Source organism: Variovorax sp. LjRoot130, assembly GCF_964253755.1.
Classification (GTDB): domain Bacteria; phylum Pseudomonadota; class Gammaproteobacteria; order Burkholderiales; family Burkholderiaceae_C; genus Variovorax.
In genome coordinates, this window is sequence record NZ_CAXURM020000001.1 from 1,219,721 (window position 1) to 1,236,842 (window position 17,122).

At 67.7% G+C, this 17,122-nt stretch carries 13 protein-coding genes, 1 tRNA gene and 1 pseudogene; 11 read left to right on the forward strand and 4 right to left on the reverse strand.

All coding sequences use genetic code 11. The annotated features are described in order from the left end of the window. Positions 1-64: 64 nt before the first annotated feature. From ACSQ86_RS06140 to ACSQ86_RS06170, 7 genes are all read left to right on the forward strand, one after another. The gene (locus ACSQ86_RS06140; RefSeq protein ID WP_093109014.1) at positions 65-1,072 is read left to right on the forward strand and encodes a serine/threonine protein kinase; all 1,008 of its coding nucleotides are present in this window, start codon (positions 65-67) and stop codon (positions 1,070-1,072) included. Beyond that, a complete protein-coding gene (locus ACSQ86_RS06145; protein WP_093109013.1) occupies positions 1,069-1,974 on the forward strand; it encodes a PP2C family protein-serine/threonine phosphatase in 906 nt (301 codons plus the stop codon). Before ACSQ86_RS06140 ends, ACSQ86_RS06145 begins: the two co-directional genes overlap by 4 nt. Positions 1,975-2,001: 27 nt before the next feature. Further along, the gene (gene rph, locus ACSQ86_RS06150) at positions 2,002-2,733 is read left to right on the forward strand and encodes a ribonuclease PH (RefSeq protein ID WP_436303003.1); all 732 of its coding nucleotides are present in this window, start codon (positions 2,002-2,004) and stop codon (positions 2,731-2,733) included. Then, positions 2,730-3,329 carry an RdgB/HAM1 family non-canonical purine NTP pyrophosphatase gene (gene rdgB / locus ACSQ86_RS06155; RefSeq protein ID WP_436303004.1) on the forward strand — a complete coding sequence of 200 codons (600 nt, stop codon included), beginning with the start codon at positions 2,730-2,732 and terminating at the stop codon, positions 3,327-3,329. The genes rph and rdgB overlap by 4 nt, the downstream gene beginning before the upstream one ends. A 77-nt stretch (positions 3,330-3,406) precedes the next feature. Next, a complete protein-coding gene (gene hemW / locus ACSQ86_RS06160) occupies positions 3,407-4,585 on the forward strand; it encodes a radical SAM family heme chaperone HemW (protein ID WP_436306263.1) in 1,179 nt (392 codons plus the stop codon). Positions 4,586-4,595: 10 nt separating this feature from the next. Beyond that, positions 4,596-5,258: a TetR/AcrR family transcriptional regulator gene (locus ACSQ86_RS06165; RefSeq protein ID WP_436308617.1), complete on the forward strand. Its 663-nt coding sequence runs from the start codon at positions 4,596-4,598 to the stop codon at positions 5,256-5,258. A gap of 39 nt (positions 5,259-5,297) precedes the next feature. After that, positions 5,298-5,382: transfer RNA gene (locus ACSQ86_RS06170), tRNA-Ser, on the forward strand. A 22-nt stretch (positions 5,383-5,404) separates the two neighbouring features. Here the strand turns inward: ACSQ86_RS06170 and ACSQ86_RS06175 are convergent. After that, positions 5,405-6,319 (reverse strand): annotated as a pseudogene (locus ACSQ86_RS06175) (tannase/feruloyl esterase family alpha/beta hydrolase); the annotation flags it as partial. A gap of 545 nt (positions 6,320-6,864) precedes the next feature. Here ACSQ86_RS06175 and ACSQ86_RS06180 point away from each other — a divergent pair. Further along, positions 6,865-8,694, forward strand: a complete 1,830-nt coding sequence (locus ACSQ86_RS06180) for a pectate lyase (RefSeq protein ID WP_436308618.1) — start codon at positions 6,865-6,867, stop codon at positions 8,692-8,694. Positions 8,695-8,759: 65 nt separating this feature from the next. On the opposite strand, the gene ACSQ86_RS06185 is transcribed toward ACSQ86_RS06180, so the two are convergent. The 3 genes from ACSQ86_RS06185 to ACSQ86_RS06195 are packed head-to-tail and all read right to left on the reverse strand — an operon-like array spanning position 8,760 to position 12,203. Then, on the reverse strand, positions 8,760-9,539 hold the full coding sequence (locus ACSQ86_RS06185) for a plasmid replication/partition related protein (protein WP_436308619.1): 780 nt from the start codon (positions 9,537-9,539) through the stop codon (positions 8,760-8,762). Positions 9,540-9,572: 33 nt separating this feature from the next. Continuing rightward, on the reverse strand, positions 9,573-10,412 hold the full coding sequence (locus ACSQ86_RS06190) for a GNAT family N-acetyltransferase (RefSeq protein WP_436303009.1): 840 nt from the start codon (positions 10,410-10,412) through the stop codon (positions 9,573-9,575). Continuing rightward, positions 10,413-12,203, reverse strand: a complete 1,791-nt coding sequence (locus ACSQ86_RS06195) for an acyclic terpene utilization AtuA family protein (protein ID WP_436303010.1) — start codon at positions 12,201-12,203, stop codon at positions 10,413-10,415. 130 nt (positions 12,204-12,333) lie between these two features. Between ACSQ86_RS06195 and ACSQ86_RS06200 the strand changes: the two genes are divergently transcribed. The 3 genes from ACSQ86_RS06200 to ACSQ86_RS06210 are packed head-to-tail and all read left to right on the forward strand — an operon-like array spanning position 12,334 to position 17,122. Continuing rightward, positions 12,334-13,509 carry an acyl-CoA dehydrogenase family protein gene (locus ACSQ86_RS06200; RefSeq protein WP_436303011.1) on the forward strand — a complete coding sequence of 392 codons (1,176 nt, stop codon included), beginning with the start codon at positions 12,334-12,336 and terminating at the stop codon, positions 13,507-13,509. Positions 13,510-13,528: 19 nt separating this feature from the next. After that, positions 13,529-15,148 (forward strand): acyl-CoA carboxylase subunit beta, encoded by a 1,620-nt coding sequence (locus ACSQ86_RS06205; protein ID WP_436308620.1) that lies wholly within the window; start codon positions 13,529-13,531, stop codon positions 15,146-15,148. A 3-nt stretch (positions 15,149-15,151) separates the two neighbouring features. Beyond that, a complete protein-coding gene (locus ACSQ86_RS06210) occupies positions 15,152-17,122 on the forward strand; it encodes an acetyl/propionyl/methylcrotonyl-CoA carboxylase subunit alpha (RefSeq protein ID WP_436308621.1) in 1,971 nt (656 codons plus the stop codon).

Genomic DNA, 17,122 nt, shown 5'->3' on the forward strand with positions numbered 1-17,122 from the left:
GCACCGAGACGACGGCACGGCGTTCGCTTGCCGCACCATCGCCTTCGGGCGAAACTCCCGGATTATGTCAAAGGTCAAACCTTCGCCCCTGTTGCCTGACACGGTCATCGGCGGTTATCGCGTCGTGCGTCGGCTTTCTGCCGGTGGTTTCGGCGTCGTCTACCTCTCCGTCGACCAAAGTGGCCAGCAGGTGGCCATCAAGGAATACCTTCCTTCCTCCCTGGCAACCCGGGGCACCGGCGAGCTTGCGCCCCAGGTGCCGCCCGAAAAGCTGTCGCTCTACCGGCTGGGGCTGAAGAGCTTTTTCGAGGAAGGGCGTTCGCTCGCGCAGATCTCGCATGCCTCGGTGGTCAGCGTGCTCAACTTCTTCCGCGAGAACGAAACCGTCTACATGGTCATGAACTACCTGGAGGGCGCCACCCTGCAGGATTTCATCGTGACCGCGCGGGACCTCAAGAAACAGAAGGTCTTCCGTGAGTCCACCATCCGTTCGCTGTTCGACGAGATCCTGCGCGGCCTGCGCATCGTGCACCAGCACAAGATGCTTCACCTGGACATCAAGCCGGCCAACATCTTCGTGACCGACGACGATCGCGCGGTGATGATCGATTTCGGCGCCGCGCGCGAAGTGCTCTCCAAGGAAGGCAACTTCATCCGCCCGATGTACACGCCCGGCTTCGCGGCGCCAGAGATGTACCGCCGCGATTCGTCGATGGGCCCCTGGACCGACATCTACGCCATCGGCGCCTGCATCTATGCCTGCATGCAGGGCTATCCCCCGAACGACGCCCCGCAGCGCATCGAGAAAGACCGGCTCGGCCTGTCGCTCTCGCGCCTGCGCGGCATCTACTCCGACAACCTGATCGAAGTGGTCGAGTGGTGCATGTCGCTCGACCCGCTCTCGCGTCCGCAGTCGGTCTTCGCGCTGCAGAAGGAGCTGAGCCGCGAAGGCGAGCGCCGCTACACCAAGCTCACGGTGAGCGAGAAGGTCCGGCTGTCGATCGACAACATGCGGTCCTTCGAAAAGAAGGGGTTGCCGAAGGCGGCAGCGCCGACGACACGTCCGGCATGAAATTCTCCGTCTTCCAGGTCAGCCGCAAGGGTGGCCGTCTCAAGAACGAAGACCGCATGGGCTACTGCTACACGCGCGAATCGGGCCTCTTCGTGCTGGCGGACGGCATGGGCGGGCATCCCGAAGGCGAGGTGGCGGCCCAGCTGGCGCTGCAGACCATCGCGGCGCTGTACCAGCGCGAGGCGCGACCGATCGTCAAGGACGTCAAGGCATTCCTGACTGCGTCGGTGATGGCCGCGCACCAGCAGATCATGCGCTACGCAGGCAACAAGGGCATGCTCGACACCCCGCGCACGACGGTGGTTGCCGCCGTTCTGCAGGGGACCACCGCCACCTGGATCCATTGCGGCGACTCGCGGCTCTACGTGGTGCGCGACGGCGAGCTGCTGACCCGCACGCGCGACCACTCCCACGCCGAGCGGCCGCGCGCCAACGCCGGGGCCGAGATCGTCAACCGCAACCTGCTGCTGACCTGCCTGGGTTCCCCGACCACGCCGCTGTTCGACATCTCGGCGCCGCTGCAGCTCCAGCGCGGCGACCGCATCATGCTGTGCTCCGACGGCCTCTGGGGCGTGCTGGACGAAGCCCTGATCGTGCACACGCTCTCCTCCGGCAAGCCCGTCTCCGATGCGGCGCCCGACCTGGCCGAGATGGCACTGCGCAACGGCGGCACCCACAGCGACAACGTGACGCTGATCGCGCTCGAGTGGGAGATGCCCGAGGCGACGGGCCAGGCACGCGGCGTGTCGACCGACAGCATCAGCGACGGCGTGTTCGCCTCGACCATCCAGGCCGGCATGCCCTCCGACAGCGAACTCGACGACCTCGACGAGGACGCGATCGAACGCTCGATTGCCGAAATCAACGAGGCGATACGACGCTCCGCTGCGCGCAAAGCCTGATTTTTCTTCCTTCTTTTTTCGCTCCACATGACAGTTTTCGTACGAAGCGGCGGCCGTGCCGCCGACCAGTTGCGCCCCGTGCGCGTCACGCGCGGTTTCACGATTCACGCCGAGGGCTCGGTGCTGATCGAGTTCGGCCAGACGCGCGTGTTGTGCACCGCCTCGGTCGAGGAAAAGGTGCCGCCGCACAAGCGCGGCAGCGGCGAGGGCTGGGTCACGGCCGAGTACGGCATGCTGCCGCGCGCCACGCATACGCGCAGCGATCGAGAAGCGGCGCGCGGCAAGCAGAGCGGCCGCACGCAGGAAATCCAGCGCCTCATCGGCCGCTCCATGCGCGCCGTGTTCAATCTGGCCGCGCTGGGGGAGCGCACGATCCATCTCGACTGCGATGTGCTGCAGGCCGACGGCGGTACGCGCACGGCCGCGATCACCGGCGCCTTCGTGGCGGCGCAGGATGCAGTCGACAAGCTGCTGGCCGCGGGCAAGATCGCGGCCTCGCCCATTCGCGGTCACGTGGCCGCGGTCTCCGTCGGCATCGTGCAGGGCACGCCCTTGCTGGATCTCGAATACATCGAAGACTCGGCCTGCGACACCGACATGAACGTGGTGATGACCGGCGCCGGCCATTTCGTCGAAGTGCAGGGCACGGCCGAAGGAGCGGCCTTCTCGCGCGAAGAGATGAATGCGCTGCTGGTGCTGGCCGAAAAGGGTATCGCCGAATTGACTGCGCTGCAGGCGCAGGCATTGTCGAACGGATGAAGCTGGTTCTGGCCTCCAACAACGCCGGCAAGCTCGCCGAGCTGCAGGCCTTGTTTGCGCCGCTCGGCGTCGAGCTGGTGCGGCAGTCTGAACTCCAGGTCGGCGAGGCCGAGGAACCCTTTCTCACCTTCGTCGAGAACGCGCTGGCCAAGGCGCGCCACGCCTCGGCGGCGACCGGCCTGCCGGCCATCGCGGACGATGCGGGCCTTTGCGTCGAGGCATTCGGCGGGCTGCCCGGCGTGGCCACCGCCTACTACGCCACCCAGTTCGGCTACGAGAAGGGCGACGCGAACAACGTGCGCGCGCTGCTCGAGCAGATGGCCGGCGTCGCCGACCGCCGCGCCGCGCTCGTCAGCACGCTGGTTGCGCTGCGCCGCGCCGACGATCCCGAGCCCTTGATCGCGGTGGGCCGCGCCGCGGGCGAGATCACGCGCGAGCCCTTCGGCGACAACGGCTTCGGTTTCGATCCAGTCATGTGGCTGCCGCAGTTCGGCAAGACCTTCGCCCAGCTGGCGACCGAAGTGAAGAACGCCAACAGCCATCGCGGCCAGGCAGCGCGCGCGATGCTGGCCTTGATGCGGGAGCGCTGGCTGTGAGCCTCGTCGTCCCGATCACCAGCAACGCGCAGGAGCGCGCCGGTGGCGCGGCTCATGCCAACGACGTGCTGCACCTGATGCGGCCGGGGCCGCTGCAGCTGTCGGCGCTGCCGCCGCTGTCGCTCTACGTCCACCTGCCCTGGTGCCTGCGCAAGTGCCCTTACTGCGACTTCAACTCGCACGAGTGGCGCGGCGGCGATGGCGACGCATTGCCGGAGCAACGCTATCTCGATGCGCTGATCGCGGACCTCGACGCCGCTCTGCCCCTGATCTGGGGCCGCGGCGTGCACACCATCTTCATCGGCGGCGGCACGCCCAGCTTGTTCTCGCCGGCCGCCATCGACCGCCTGCTCGGCGACCTGCGTGCCCGGCTCAAGCTCGCGCCCGACTGCGAGATCACGCTGGAGGCCAACCCCGGCACCTTCGAGCGCGATCGCTTCCGCGCCTACCGGGCGGCCGGCGTCACGCGGCTGTCGGTCGGCGTGCAGAGCTTCAACGACGAGCACCTGAAGGCGCTCGGCCGCGTGCACGACCGCGCGCAGGCCATCGCGGCGGTCGAGGAGGCAGCGCTCGCCTTCGACACCTTCAATCTCGACCTGATGTACGCGCTGCCGGGCCAGACCCTGGAGGGCCTCGACGCGGACCTCGATCAGGCGCTGGCGCTGGCGCCGCCGCATCTGTCGGTCTATCACCTGACCATCGAGCCCAACACCTACTTCGCCAAGTTTCCGCCGGTGGTGCCGGAAGACGACGCCGCCTACGCGATGCTCGACCGCATCACCGAGCGCACCGCGCAGAATGGTCTCAACCGCTACGAGATCTCGGCCTATGCGCGTGCGGGCCATGCCTGTGCGCACAACCTCAATTACTGGCAGTTCGGCGACTACCTCGGCATCGGCGCCGGCGCGCACAGCAAGCTGAGTTTTGCGCACCGCGTGGTACGGCAGGTGCGCTTCCGGGAGCCGCGTCTCTACATGGACAATGCGCTCGCCGGCCAGGCGATCGCGCAGAGCGACGAGGTCGGCCTTGCCGAGCTGCCCTTCGAATTCATGCTCAACGCCCTGCGCCTCAAGGAGGGCTTCACGCTGGCGCAGTTCGGCGAACGCACCGGGCTGGCCATCACCGCCATTCAGTGCGGGCTCGAGGAAGCCGAGCGCAAAGGCCTGATCGAGCGTGACCTCGCGCGCGTCTGGCCGACGGCGCGCGGCTTCGACTTCCTGAGCGATCTGCAGGCCATCTTCCTGCCGGATGCGTGAGCGCAAAACCATGCCGAACCGAACGCTCCCGGATGAAACCCAGCGCAGGTCGCGTGGACGACCCAGTCCAGAGCAGGCGGCGGCCCTGCGCGAGTCCTTCCTCGCTGCTGCATTGAAGTCTTTTCTCGAGAACGGCTACGCGGCGACCAGCATCGAGGCCATCGCGCGCGATGCGGGCGTCGCCAAGATCACCATCTACCGCCAGTTCGAGAACAAGGAGGCCTTGTTTCGGGAGGTCGTGCACCGTGCGGTCAGCAGTGCCCGCGACACCATGCAGGCCACTCTCGTGCGGCACGGTGCTGACGAAAGGGAGATCCTGCTCGACCTGGTCGAACGCATGTACCTCGGCGCCACCGAGCCGAAGACGCTGGCCCTGCTGCGCCTGGTGATCGCGGAGGCCGTGCGCTTTCCTGAACTCGCGAAGTCGCTCTATGCCGAGAACAGCTACGTGCTCGCGCCGGTGGTCGAGTACCTGGCCGAGGCGCACCGCACCGGAAAGCTGCACGTGCCTTCTCCGGAACTGGCGGCGGTGCAGCTTTCGACGCTGGCCTTTGGCGGCGTGCGTTTCTTCATCTCGAAGCCGCTCGCAGGCCCCGAGGAGCGCCGCGCCTGGGCCACGGGCATTGTGGACCTGGTGATGCGCGGGTGGGCCCCGACTCCGCCCGGCGACTAAAATCGCCCGCACGCCTTCGCGCAAAGCGAAGACAGTCCCGGAGAGTTGGGTGAGTGGTTTAAACCAGCAGTCTTGAAAACTGCCGACGGGCAACCGTCCGTGAGTTCGAATCTCACACTCTCCGCCGGCCAGGTGCGCACCGGCTGCTATCGGCACGCGAAGCTGGAGGCCGATTCGATGCTGCCGCCTACGTAGGCCGCCGTTTTTGGATACGGGCACAGCGGCCGCGTGCGATCGGCCGACCAGTCGGCAGGCAATTCGGTGTTGACCACATTGGCGCCCGCCCCGCGAGCCGCGGCAATGATCGCCGTAGGCGCCTTGCCCTGTTCCACCCACGCGACGAGCGGCGTCAGCATGTCGAACTGGTCGGTGGCTGGGCCGCGCCCGCAATGATTCATGCCGGGCACCGGAAAGAAGCGAGCAAAGCCGGATGCATCGCCGCCGTTCGCCGCGCGCAATTGCTCGTACCAACTTGTCGTGTCGTCCGACGAGAACACCGCATCGCTGGTGCCGTGATAGACGATGAGCTTGCTGCCGCGGTCGCGAAGCGCGGAAAGGTTGCTCGGGTTCGGCGGCGTCATGAAGGACATCGATGACTCGGTGTAGAGCGCAGTGCTCGCGAAGATGCTCGGCGCATCGATGTCCATGCTGAATCCGAGCGCGAAATCGATGCCGGACGGGCGGCTCGGTCCCAGCGGCGGGGTGCTGAAAACGAAGCCGACCGCAGCGGTATCCAGGCTTTGCGAATTGGAGAACTCCCACTGGCGCCAATCGGCACGGTTGACGCCGGCATCGTAGGGAAAGCTGCTGTAGATCGCCGTGCCCGCGCTGTTCCTCGCGCCGGAGAAGACGTTTTCGAGCACGCTCTTTTGCGCGGCCGTGAGGCAGCTGCCGTCGCGCGCGCCGCCGCATGTGGGTACGGCGGTGGCCAGATCGAATGCCTGTTTGCACATCTGGACGTCCGCGACCATCCCGTCCGCCGCTCCGTCCAGTGCGTCGCAACGCGCGAGCACCGCGTTGGCCACCGTGTTCATCTCCGCTTGCGTGAAGGCGGACCGCACGGCCCTCTGAGGTGAGGCGGTTCGTGGGCCATCGATGTGACCGGGAAAACGGGGCTCGTCTTCAATGCCGACGGGGCGAGCATCTTGGACTCCTGGCCCGGGGTGGACCCGGGTAGTCATAACGTTATTTCAAATAATCAATATAGTTTTCAGAGATAACTAAATAATAGGGAAAACCCGCAGGACCCCGGTCGACACGGCGGCAGCGCGATGGCGTATCACACGTCTATGTCGTCTGATGTCATAAGTGTGCAGACGGACCTGATCCGCAGCCGTTGATTGCACTTCAGTGGCGGTTGTACTGTGCCAGTCATGGTTTCCACCAGTCCTGACTGGAAGCTCAAGTCATACGATGACCGACGACATGCTGCACCGTGGCGCCAAGAATCATGACAACCAGGCGTTCCGGCGCACATGCCGTCGAAACCGTGCCGTGCGCTCGCCGCCCGGCCGGGTCTCGTCCACGGCCCGATCCCCGGTCACCAGGGCATGAGATTCCCCCGGTGTTACCGGAGGTGGGCGAATCCACCTTTTGAGGAGCAGCGATGAAACGCAGAAGATTCGTGATGTCCGGACTCAGCCCGCTGGCCCTGGCCGCCTGCGGTGGCGGCGGCGATGGCGGGGCCCCAGCCCTTGCCAGCGCCGGGAGCTCGAAACCCGACGCTGTCGCGGACGAGAAACCTGATGCCGCAGACAAGTTCCGCAAGCGCGTCCGCTCGGCGCTGCGGCAAGCGGTCCGCTTCATGGACGAAGAAGTGTCTTACCGAGGCGGCTACGTCTGGGCCTACCTGCCCGACCTGTCGGTCAGCTGGGGCGAGATGGAGGCCAAGCGCACCATGTGCTGGATCCAGCCGCCCGGCACGCCTTCGGCCGGCCACGCCTTCCTAGACGCCTACCACGCGACCGGCGACGAGCTCTTCTACAAGGCCGCCGAGCGCACCGCGCTTGCGCTGATTGCGGCGCAGCATCCGGCCGGCGGCTGGAACTACATCCATGACTTCGCCGGCGAGGCCTCGCTCAAGCATTGGTACGAGACGATCGGCGCCAACGGCTGGCGGCTCGAGGAGTTCCAGCACTACTACGGCAACGCGACCTTCGACGACGCGGGCACCGCGGTGGCGTCGCAGTTCCTGCTGCGCATGTACCTCGAGAAGCGCGATCGGCGCTTCCGCGGCCCGCTGTACAAGGCGATCGACTTCGTGACCGGCGCGCAGTTCAGCAGCGGCATCGCCGACGGCGGCTGGCCGCAACGTTATCCGCCGTTCCCGGGCTCGGTCTCGTCGATGCCGCTGCCCAACCCGCAGCAGCTGCCGCCGGGCGCGACCCAGGGAATGGAAGACGGCGACTACACGCGCCAGATCACGTTCAACGACGACGTGGCCGGCGAGAACATCAAGTTCATGCTGATGTGCGTGGTGGGACTCGGCGAGACCCGCTTGATCGAACCGGTGCAGCGCGCGATGCAATGCCTGCGGCGCCTGCAGCAGCCGGGGCCGCAGGCCGGCTGGGCGCTGCAGCACCTGACCGAGGACCGCGACGGCCGCCCGGCCGGGGCGCCGGCCGGCGCGCGCACCTACGAGCCGCGCTCGCTCGCGACGCACACGACGCAGACCAACGTGCTGCAGCTGTTCCACTACTTCCGGCTGACCGGCGACAGGACGTTCCTGGCGCGGGTGCCGGAAGCGATCGCGTGGCTCAACAGCTGCAAGCTGACGCCCGAGATGATTGCCGACAACCCGCAGCTCGCCGGACGCACGCATCCCACCTTCATCGAGCTGGGGACGAACCAGCCGCGTTTTGTCCACCGCTACGGCTCGAACATCTGGAACGGTGCGTACTACTTCGATGACGACCATCGCGCCACGCTCAGCCACTACTCGGCGGGCCGCAGCGTCAACATCGGCAGTCTTCAGGCAACCTACGACCTGCTCGCGTCGATGAGCGATGCCGCGATTGCCGAGATGACTGCGGGGTCGCCGCTGAAGGTCAGCAGGCCGAGAGACCTGCCGAAGTACTTCTCGCTGCGCGAAGTCGACTTCCCCGACCTGTTCGCGGGCGCGACGATGACCAGCCCGACGGTCACCGAGGCGCAGGCACAGGCGGTGGTCGACGCGCTCGGCGACAAGGACTATTGGCTCTCGCCGATCGCGTTCGTCACCAACCCGTTCCGCGGCAACGGCCCCACCACGCCGTATTCGGGCGACGCCTACCGCAGCAAGCACGTGGGCGACGTCTACGACACCTCGCCGTACGACCCGCTCACCCCGCCCGAGATCGAGCCCTACCAGCCGCGCGAGCGGCCGCTGGGCATCTCGACCAGCGACTTCGTCGCCAACACGGGCAAGCTGGTCGCGTTCCTCGCTCCGGTGGTGTGAGAGCGCAGCGGGTGAATCCGCTGTAACAGAAAGGCTGGTGCAGCAGAGGGGCACCAGCCTTTCGGCTAGCCCGTCCGCTGCGCCTGCAGCAGATCGGCCACTTGCCTGCGCAAGTCTTCGTTCTCGGCCGTCAGGTCGGCCACGCGCTGTTCCAGCCGTTGCACGAGATCGGGCTTTGCCGAGTCGTCGGATGGCGCCGATTCCTCGCGCGGCTTGCGCCTGGCCTCGCGGACGCGCTTGGCGACCTGCTTCAGTTCATCCTTGCCGGCGATTGCGGCAGCCACCTGTTCTTCGGCCGGCAAGCTCGCCACGGCCGCCGCGGCATTGATCGAGATCGTGCCGGACTTGACGGCCGCCACCAGCTCGGGCGCGGCCTGCTTGCGGATCTTCTCGATCATCACCACCTGGCTGCTGCTGATGCGAGCGGCCTTGGCGACGGCTTCACGGCTGTTCAACGGCGCGGACGAGTCTGCCGAGGTCTGAACCTCTGCCGGCGCGGTCGCTGCCGGCGTGCGGGCCTGCCGTTCGGCCACGATCTCCTTCTTTCTGAGCGCCAGCACGCCTCGCAGGAAGTCCGAGACGCTGCGTCGGCCCAGGTGCTGGTCGATCATCCACAGGTGCACGTCCTCGATGGATTGGAAGCGCGTGTTCTGCACAGTCTGGAACGGCAGCCCGTGCTTCTGGCAGATGCCGTAGCGGTTGTGGCCATCTACCAGGACATCGCCCCACAGCACCAGTGCATCGCGACAGCCTTCGGTCAGGATGCTTCGCTCCAGCGCTTCGTGTTCCTCGGGGGTCAACGGGTCGATATAGGTTCTTAGTTCTTCGTTGACGACGATATTCATGGATGCGGGATCAGGGATAGGGGCGGCATTCTCTCAGAGCGCGAGTTGCATCTCCACCTGACGGATGCCGGTTGCCAGCCCGCGCGCGGTCACCGCGCGAAACAGGGCGCTGTCCGGCGGCTCGTCGACCAGCCGCCATGTCGTGCCGACGCGCGCGCAGGCGAGGGCGTCCAGCAGATCGGAAGCCGCGGCTTCGTCGAGCGCGCCGGCATCGAGCAGCGCGCTGTTCTCGCTGCCTTCGAGATAGACGGCGTAGCCGACGATGGCGGCGTCCCGCTGCACGCCGAGGGCTACTGCCCCCTCGGTCGCGACGGCGCCCAGCACCGTGGGGATTTCGCGGCGCCAGGTCGGACGTGTGTCCGCATTGCACAGCGCATGCGCGGATGCGAGGGCGGCAGCGTCGAGCGCCATACCGGCAGATGCGCGGCCTTGCGCAAGTGTTCCCTCCAGAACCACCAAGGGCCGAATCTCCGCGAAGCCCGCCTTGCGGTAGAGCATCCGGGCCGGGTTCTGTTCGATGACCTCGAGGACGATTTCGCGCATCCCCGCGTCCGACAAGGCCGAGATCTGTGCCTCGAGCAGCGCCCTTGCCAGCCCTCGGCCCCGCTGCGCGCCGGCGATGCCGAAGCCGGCCAAGTAGGCACGCTCCTGCCTGCGGCCCACGAGCGAAATGCCATGGAGCGCGTCGCCGATCAGGAGCAGCCTGGAAAGGTCCAGGTCGGCGCTCGCGCGCCGCAGATGTCTCTCGAAGAGCGGTTCGGTGAAGGCGATCGGAACGAAGTAGTTTTCGTAGGCGCGATTCCAGAGCGCGGTGAGTTCGCTGCGGCCGAATTCGGCGGCGGGGGCGAAGCGGGTGTCGGGCCTGCTCTGCATTCAAAGCCCCGCGGCCAGCGAACGCGGAACCTTGATCCGCATGTCCAGCAGCATCTGCCCCATGCCCTTGCCGAGCGGATCCATGCGCATCGATGAAGGCCCGCCGCCGTCGAGCGCATCGTGCAGCAGCAGGTTCATCGCGGCGATGCCGGGCAGGTAGAAGCGTTCCACCTTGCCGTGAACCAGGTGCGCGAAATAGGCGCCCACGGCATCGGGCGTCACGCGTTCCCACAGCAGCGGCAGCCATTCGGGGCGGCGTGCGACCAGGCCGATGTTCGAGAGGTTGCCCTTGTCGCCGCTGCGCGCCCAGGCGAGCTGGATGAGGCGCACTTTCTCCATCGGCTCATCGGGATCGATCCATGGAGAGGGCGTTGGCACATCGGGCGCGACACCGTCGCCCGTTCCCGCCGGAACGGGCACCGCATGCCGCTCGCCGTCGAGCACGAAGGCGACCGGCACTGCCTCTTTCTCCAGCAGAAAAGAGAAGGGCTCGATCAGAGGCGACACCGAAGGCCGCCCGCCGCCCGGGCCCGTGGTGCCGGGCGCCCACGAGGTGCCCGCCGGCGCGATCTCGCGCGCGAACATCGCGAGCGCGGCCTTCTGCGGATGATTGGCCACCACCCGCATCATGACCTCGCGCGACGCCCGCGTGCACGCATGCGGGCCGTAGAGCGACTCGGCGCCGATCACTTCGATGTAGGTGGAGGTGAAGGGCGGCTGCCCGCTCTCGCGCAGGATGCGGCCGGTGCGCTCGATGATCGCCTCGGCCGTGCGTCGGGCCTTCTTCTCGGCATCGATGCCGACGATCACCAGGCTGCCCGCGCAGCGGTAGCCACCCTGCTGGGTCGCCGAAACCTTGTAGCTCGGCGTCGGCGGGCGTCCTTTGGCAGGACTCACGCGCACGCGGTTCTCTCCCTGCTGCTCGATCACGACCTCGCGGAAGTCGCAGCTCACGTCCGGTAGCAGATAGGCGCCGGGGTCGCCGATCTCGTAGAGCAGTTGCTCGGCCACCGCCGCGCGGACCACCTTGCCGCCGGTGCCCTCGGGCTTGGTCAGGACGAAGCTGCCGTCGGCATGGCACTCGACGATCGGGTAGCCGATGTTTGCCCAGTCCGGGATCTCTTCCCAGTCGGTGTGCAGGCCGCCGGTCGCCTGGCAGCCGCACTCGATGATGTGGCCGGCGAGGCTGCCGGAGGCCAGCAGGTCGAAGTCGTCGTGGGTCCAGCCGAATTCGTGCATCAGCGGCCCCAGCGTCACGGCGCTGTCGACGCAGCGTCCGGTGATCACCACCTCGGCACCGGCCGCCAGCGCGGCGGCGATCGGCGCGGCGCCGAGGTAGGCGTTGGCGCTCAGCACCTTCTCGGGCAAGGCGTCGCCGCTGAACATGTCCTGGATGCCGCGCTCGCGCACGGCCGGCATCTGCGCGCCGATGTCGTCGCCTTCGACCACGGCGATGCGCAGCGCGATGCCTTCGGCTTCGGCCATGGCCTGCAGCGCAGCCGCGCAGCCGTGCGGATTGATGCCGCCCGCGTTGCTGATCACCTTGATCCCTTGCCGCTTCACCTCGCCGAGCACCGGCTTCATCGCGATGTCGACGAAGTCGGTGGCCCAGCCCAGCTCGGGCTGCTTGGCGCGCGCCGCCGCCAGGATGGCCATCGTGGTCTCGGCCAGGTAGTCGAACACCAGGTAGTCGAGCCGCCCTCCCTTCACCAGTTGCGGCGCGGCCACCATGCTGTCGCCCCAGAAGCCGGAGGCGCCGCCGATGCGGACGATCTTGCTGCTGCTTGTCATGGAGATGCAGCTTAGCGATCCGCCGCGCGCTGCGCTTGCGTCAACTCGCTAGTGGACCAGGGCCGCAGCCACTACGCGCAAGACCTGGGCGCGCCGGGCCGCTAGCCTTGGTCGCGACAAGGAGTCGTCAATGGACTTTCTCGATGCGCCGCCGCTGCCCTTCTATTTCAGTCCCGATCACGAGCAGTTCCGCGCCAGCGTCCGCGACTTCATCTCGCGCGAGATCACGCCCAACGTGAACGCGTGGGACGAGGCCGAGACCTTTCCGCGCTCGCTCTATGCGCGCTCGGCCGAACTCGGCATCCTGGGGCTGGGCTATCCGGAGGAATACGGCGGCACGCCGGCCGACGTGTTCTACCAGCTCGTGGTGGCCGAGGAGTTCGCGCGCTGCGGTTCTGGCGGCGTGCAGGCCTCGATGAACTCGCACGGCATCGCGCTGCCGCCGATTCTTGCCGCGGGCAGCGAAGAGTTGAAACGCCGCGTCATCCCGCCGGTGCTCGCGGGCCGCAAGATTGCTGCGCTGGCCGTCACCGAGCCCTCGGGCGGCTCCGACGTGGCCAACCTGAAGACCACCGCGATCCGCGACGGCGATCACTACATCGTGAACGGCGAGAAGACCTTCATCACCTCGGGCGTGCGCGCCGACTTCATCACGACTGCGGTGCGCACCGCCCCGAAGGTCTTGGGCGCCGGCGGCATCTCCGCGCTGGTGATCGAGGGTGGCACGCCGGGGCTCACCCGCACGCCGCTCAAGAAGATGGGCTGGTGGAGTTCCGACACCGCGCACCTTCGCTTCGACGACTGCCGGGTGCCGGTGGCCAACCTCGTGGGCGAGGAGAACCGCGGCTTCAAGCTCTTCATGCGCAACTTCAACACCGAGCGCCTGCTGATGGCGTCGCTGGCCTGCGGCTATGCCGAGGTCTGTCTGGAGGAGGCTGTGGACTGGGCGCGCCAGCGCACGATCGGCGGCACGGCGCTGTCCGAGCGGCAGGTGGTGCGCCACAAGCTGATGGACATGACCCTGCGCATCGACGCCGCGCGCGCGCTCGTCTACGACCTGGCCTACCGCATCGAGCACCAGCTCGCCGACCCGGCGCAACTGGTGGCGCGCATCTGCCTGGCCAAGGTGCAGGCGACGCAGGCCATGCAGTTCTGTGCCGACCAGGCGGTGCAGCTGCTGGGCGGCATGGGCTACATGCGCGGCACGAAGAGCGAGCGCATCTACCGTGAGGTCAAGGTGATGATGATCGGCGGCGGATCGGAAGAGGTCATGAAGGACCTGGCCGCGCGGCAGCTGGGCCTTTGAGGCGCAAGGAAAAAAGAACATGGCAAGCATCGAGTCGACCATCTATCCCGACAGCGAATCCTTCCAGGCCAACCGCGAGGGCATGCTGGCCCTGCTCGAACGCGTGCGCGCCTGCGAGCAGCGCAGCGCGGCGAGCTCGGCCCGATCGCGCGAGCGCTTCGAGCAACGCGGCCAGCTGCTGCCGCGCGATCGGGTTTCGCTGCTGCTCGATCCGGGCTCGCCTTTTCTCGAAATCGCATCGCTGGCCGGTCTCGGCCTGGACAAGCCCGAGCTCGACCAGAGCGTGCCGGGCGGCGGCATCATCGGCGGCATCGGCTGGGTCTCGGGCGTGCGCGTAATGGTCAATGCCTCCGACTCAGGCATCGATGCCGGCGCGCTGCAGCCCATGGGCCTCGACAAGGCGCTACGCATGCAGGAGCTCGCGCTCGAGAACAAGCTGCCTTACGTCCAGCTGGTCGAGAGCGCAGGCGCCAACCTGCTCACCTACAAGGTCGAGGAGTTCATCAAGGGCGGCAGCCTGTTCCGCAACCTCGCGCGCATGTCGGCGGCCGGCCTGCCGGTGATCACGGTGACGCACGGCTCCTCCACCGCTGGCGGCGCCTACCAGACGGGCCTGTCGGACTACATCGTGATGGTGCGGGGCCGCTCGCGCGCCTTTCTCGCCGGGCCGCCGCTGCTGAAGGCCGCGACCGGCGAGATCGCGACCGAGGAGGAGCTGGGCGGCGCCCTCATGCACACCTCGATCTCGGGCCTCGGTGACTACCTGGCCGAAGACGACCGCGACGCGATCCGCATCGCGCGCGAGATCCTCGCCCACATCGACTGGAACCGCGAGCTGCCGGCCGAGGCGCCGCGCCGCTTCAAGCCGCCGCGCCACGACGCCGAGGAGCTGCTGGGCATCATGCCCATGGATCCCAAGCGCCCGGTCGACATGCGGCAGGTGATCGCGCGCATCGCCGACGACTCCGAGTTCCTGGCCTTCGGCGAGAACTACGGCAGCGCCACCGTGGTCGGCCACATCAAGATCGAGGGGCTGCCGCTCGGCGTCGTCACCAACAACGGCCCCATCGACAGCGCCGGCGCCAACAAGGCAACCCACTTCATCCAGGCCTGCTGCCAGGCACGGACGCCGATCCTCTACCTCAACAACACGACCGGCTACATGGTCGGCAAGGCGCATGAGGAGGCCGGCATGATCAAGCACGGCTCCAAGATGATCCAGGCCGTGACCAACGCCACCGTGCCGCAGATCACGCTCTATTGCGGCGCCTCCTACGGCGCCGGCAACTACGGCATGTGCGGGCGCGGCTTCCATCCGCGCTTCTGCTTCTCGTGGCCCAACGCCAGGACGGCGGTGATGGGCGCCGAGCAGGCGGCCGGCACCATGGTCATGGTCAGCGAGGCCGCGATGAAGCGCAAGGGCGCGGTGGACCAGGCCAAGCTCGACGAGCTGGAGCGCCGCATCATCGAGCGCTTCGAGAGCCAGACCAGCGTGTTCACCACCAGCGCGCGCCTGCTCGACGACGGCGTGATCGATCCGCGCGACACGCGCGCCGTGATCGCCCAGGTGCTCTCGATCTGCCGCGATGCCGAGCTGCGCCGGCCGCAGGCGATGCAGTTCTCCGTGGCGCGTCCCTGAGTCATGGCCATGCCATCCACGCCCTTCCACAAGATCCTCATCGCCAACCGCGGCGAGATCGCGCTGCGCATCATCCGCAGCGCGCGTGCCCTCGGCTTTCGCACCGTGGCCGTGTATTCCACCGCCGATGCCGATGCGCGCCACGTGCAGGAGGCCGACCAGGCGGTCTGCATCGGCGAGCCCTTGCCGTCGCAGTCGTACCTGTGCATCCCGGCGATTCTCGAAGCGGCCGCATTGGCGGGCGCGGACGCGGTGCATCCGGGCTACGGCTTTCTGGCCGAGAACGAAGCCTTCGCCCGTGCCTGCAAGAAGGCCGGGCTGGTGTTCATCGGCCCTTCGCCCGAGGCGATCGCCGCGATGGGCCACAAGGCCGGTGCCAAGACATTGATGCAGGCCGCCGGCGTGCCCTGCATTCCGGGCTACCAGGGCGACGACCAGAGCGATGCACGCTTCGCCGCGGAAGCCGAGCGCATCGGCTTCCCGGTGATGATCAAGGCCGCCGCCGGCGGCGGCGGGCGCGGCATGCGGCTGGCGCCCTCGGCGAAGGCGTTTCCCGCGCTGCTGCAGAGCGCGCGCTCCGAAGCGGAAGCTGCCTTCGGCAACCCGGAGCTCATCCTCGAGCGCGCGATCGTCGCGCCGCGCCACATCGAGATCCAGGTCTTCGCCGACCGCCACGGCCATGCCATCCATCTCGGCGAGCGCGACTGCTCGGTGCAGCGCCGCCACCAGAAGATCATCGAGGAGGCGCCCTCGCCGGCGGTGGATGCGGTGCTGCGCGAGCGCATGGGTGCGACGGCCGTAGCGGCAGTGAAGGCCATCGGCTACGAGGGTGCGGGCACGCTCGAGTTCCTGCTCGACGGCAAGGGCAACTACTACTTCATGGAGATGAACACGCGGCTGCAGGTGGAGCATCCGGTCACCGAGGCCATCACCGGACTCGACCTGGTGGAGCTGCAGCTGCGCGTGGCGGCCGGCGAGCCCTTGCCGCTCGCGCAGCAGGAGGTGCGCTTCGACGGCCACGCGATCGAGGTCCGCCTCTGTGCAGAAGATGTTGCGCAAGGCTTCATGCCCCAGAGCGGCACCATGGCGCTGTGGCAGATGCCGCCGCAGTTGCGCGTGGAAGATGCGCTGCGCTCGGGCGCCGAGATTCCGCCCTTCTACGACTCGATGATCGCCAAGCTCATCGCGCACGGCCGCACGCGCGAGGAGGCGCGGCGCAAGCTGATGGCCGGCCTCGAGGATGCGGTGGCGCTGGGCGTGACGACCAATCAGCTCTTCCTGCAGCGCTGCCTTGCGCACCCGGTGTTCGCGGCCGGCGGTGCGAGCACCGCCTTCATCGACCAGCAGCAGGAAGAGCTGCTCGCATCGGACAGCGCCACGCAGGACCGTGCCGCCGCGCTCGCGGCCGTGCTGCTCTGCGACGTTGCCGGAGAGCGGCCGTCCCAAGGGCGCCCCCTGACGCACACGCTGCCGATCTCGCTGCGCTTCACGCTCGACGGCCGGATGCTCGGCGCCGGCGTCGTGCGCGCGCATCCCGATCGGTTCAGCGTGGGCATCGACGAAGGCGTCTTCGAGATCGATCGAGTCGAACGGGTGCAGACTTCGGTGCGCTTCGTCTGCAACGGCCTGGCCGAGCGCGCGGTCTGCCATCGCGACGGTCCCCTGCTGCTCCTGCACTACCGGGGCCGCCAATTGCGCGTGGAAGACCACACGCGCGCGGCCGCGCTCAAGTCCGGTGACGCAGCCGGCGACGGCAAGCTGCGCGCATCGATGAACGGCCGCGTGGTCGCGGTGATGGTGGCTGTCGGCGACAGCGTCGAGGCCGGCCAGCCCATGGTGACCCTGGAAGCCATGAAGATGGAGCACGTGCATGCGGCGCCGTCGTCGGGCCGGGTGACAGCATTGCATGTGAAGACCGGCGACCAGGTCGCGGCCAGCCGCGTGGTGGCCGAACTGGCGATCGAGGCGCCCTGA

Excerpts from the sequence above, each read along its gene's own strand:
- ACSQ86_RS06200 (WP_436303011.1), top strand. The coding sequence starts at position 12,334 with ATGGACTTTCTCGATGCGCCGCCGCTGCCCTTCTATTTCAGTCCCGAT.
- ACSQ86_RS06165 (WP_436308617.1), top strand. The coding sequence starts at position 4,596 with ATGCCGAACCGAACGCTCCCGGATGAAACCCAGCGCAGGTCGCGTGGA.
- ACSQ86_RS06145 (WP_093109013.1), top strand. The coding sequence starts at position 1,069 with ATGAAATTCTCCGTCTTCCAGGTCAGCCGCAAGGGTGGCCGTCTCAAG.
- hemW (WP_436306263.1), top strand. The coding sequence starts at position 3,407 with ATGCGGCCGGGGCCGCTGCAGCTGTCGGCGCTGCCGCCGCTGTCGCTC.
- ACSQ86_RS06185 (WP_436308619.1), bottom strand. The coding sequence starts at position 9,539 with ATGAATATCGTCGTCAACGAAGAACTAAGAACCTATATCGACCCGTTG.
- rph (WP_436303003.1), top strand. The coding sequence starts at position 2,002 with ATGACAGTTTTCGTACGAAGCGGCGGCCGTGCCGCCGACCAGTTGCGC.
- ACSQ86_RS06210 (WP_436308621.1), top strand. The coding sequence starts at position 15,152 with ATGGCCATGCCATCCACGCCCTTCCACAAGATCCTCATCGCCAACCGC.
- ACSQ86_RS06205 (WP_436308620.1), top strand. The coding sequence starts at position 13,529 with ATGGCAAGCATCGAGTCGACCATCTATCCCGACAGCGAATCCTTCCAG.
- ACSQ86_RS06195 (WP_436303010.1), bottom strand. The coding sequence starts at position 12,203 with ATGACAAGCAGCAGCAAGATCGTCCGCATCGGCGGCGCCTCCGGCTTC.
- ACSQ86_RS06140 (WP_093109014.1), top strand. The coding sequence starts at position 65 with ATGTCAAAGGTCAAACCTTCGCCCCTGTTGCCTGACACGGTCATCGGC.
- rdgB (WP_436303004.1), top strand. The coding sequence starts at position 2,730 with ATGAAGCTGGTTCTGGCCTCCAACAACGCCGGCAAGCTCGCCGAGCTG.
- ACSQ86_RS06180 (WP_436308618.1), top strand. The coding sequence starts at position 6,865 with ATGAAACGCAGAAGATTCGTGATGTCCGGACTCAGCCCGCTGGCCCTG.
- ACSQ86_RS06190 (WP_436303009.1), bottom strand. The coding sequence starts at position 10,412 with ATGCAGAGCAGGCCCGACACCCGCTTCGCCCCCGCCGCCGAATTCGGC.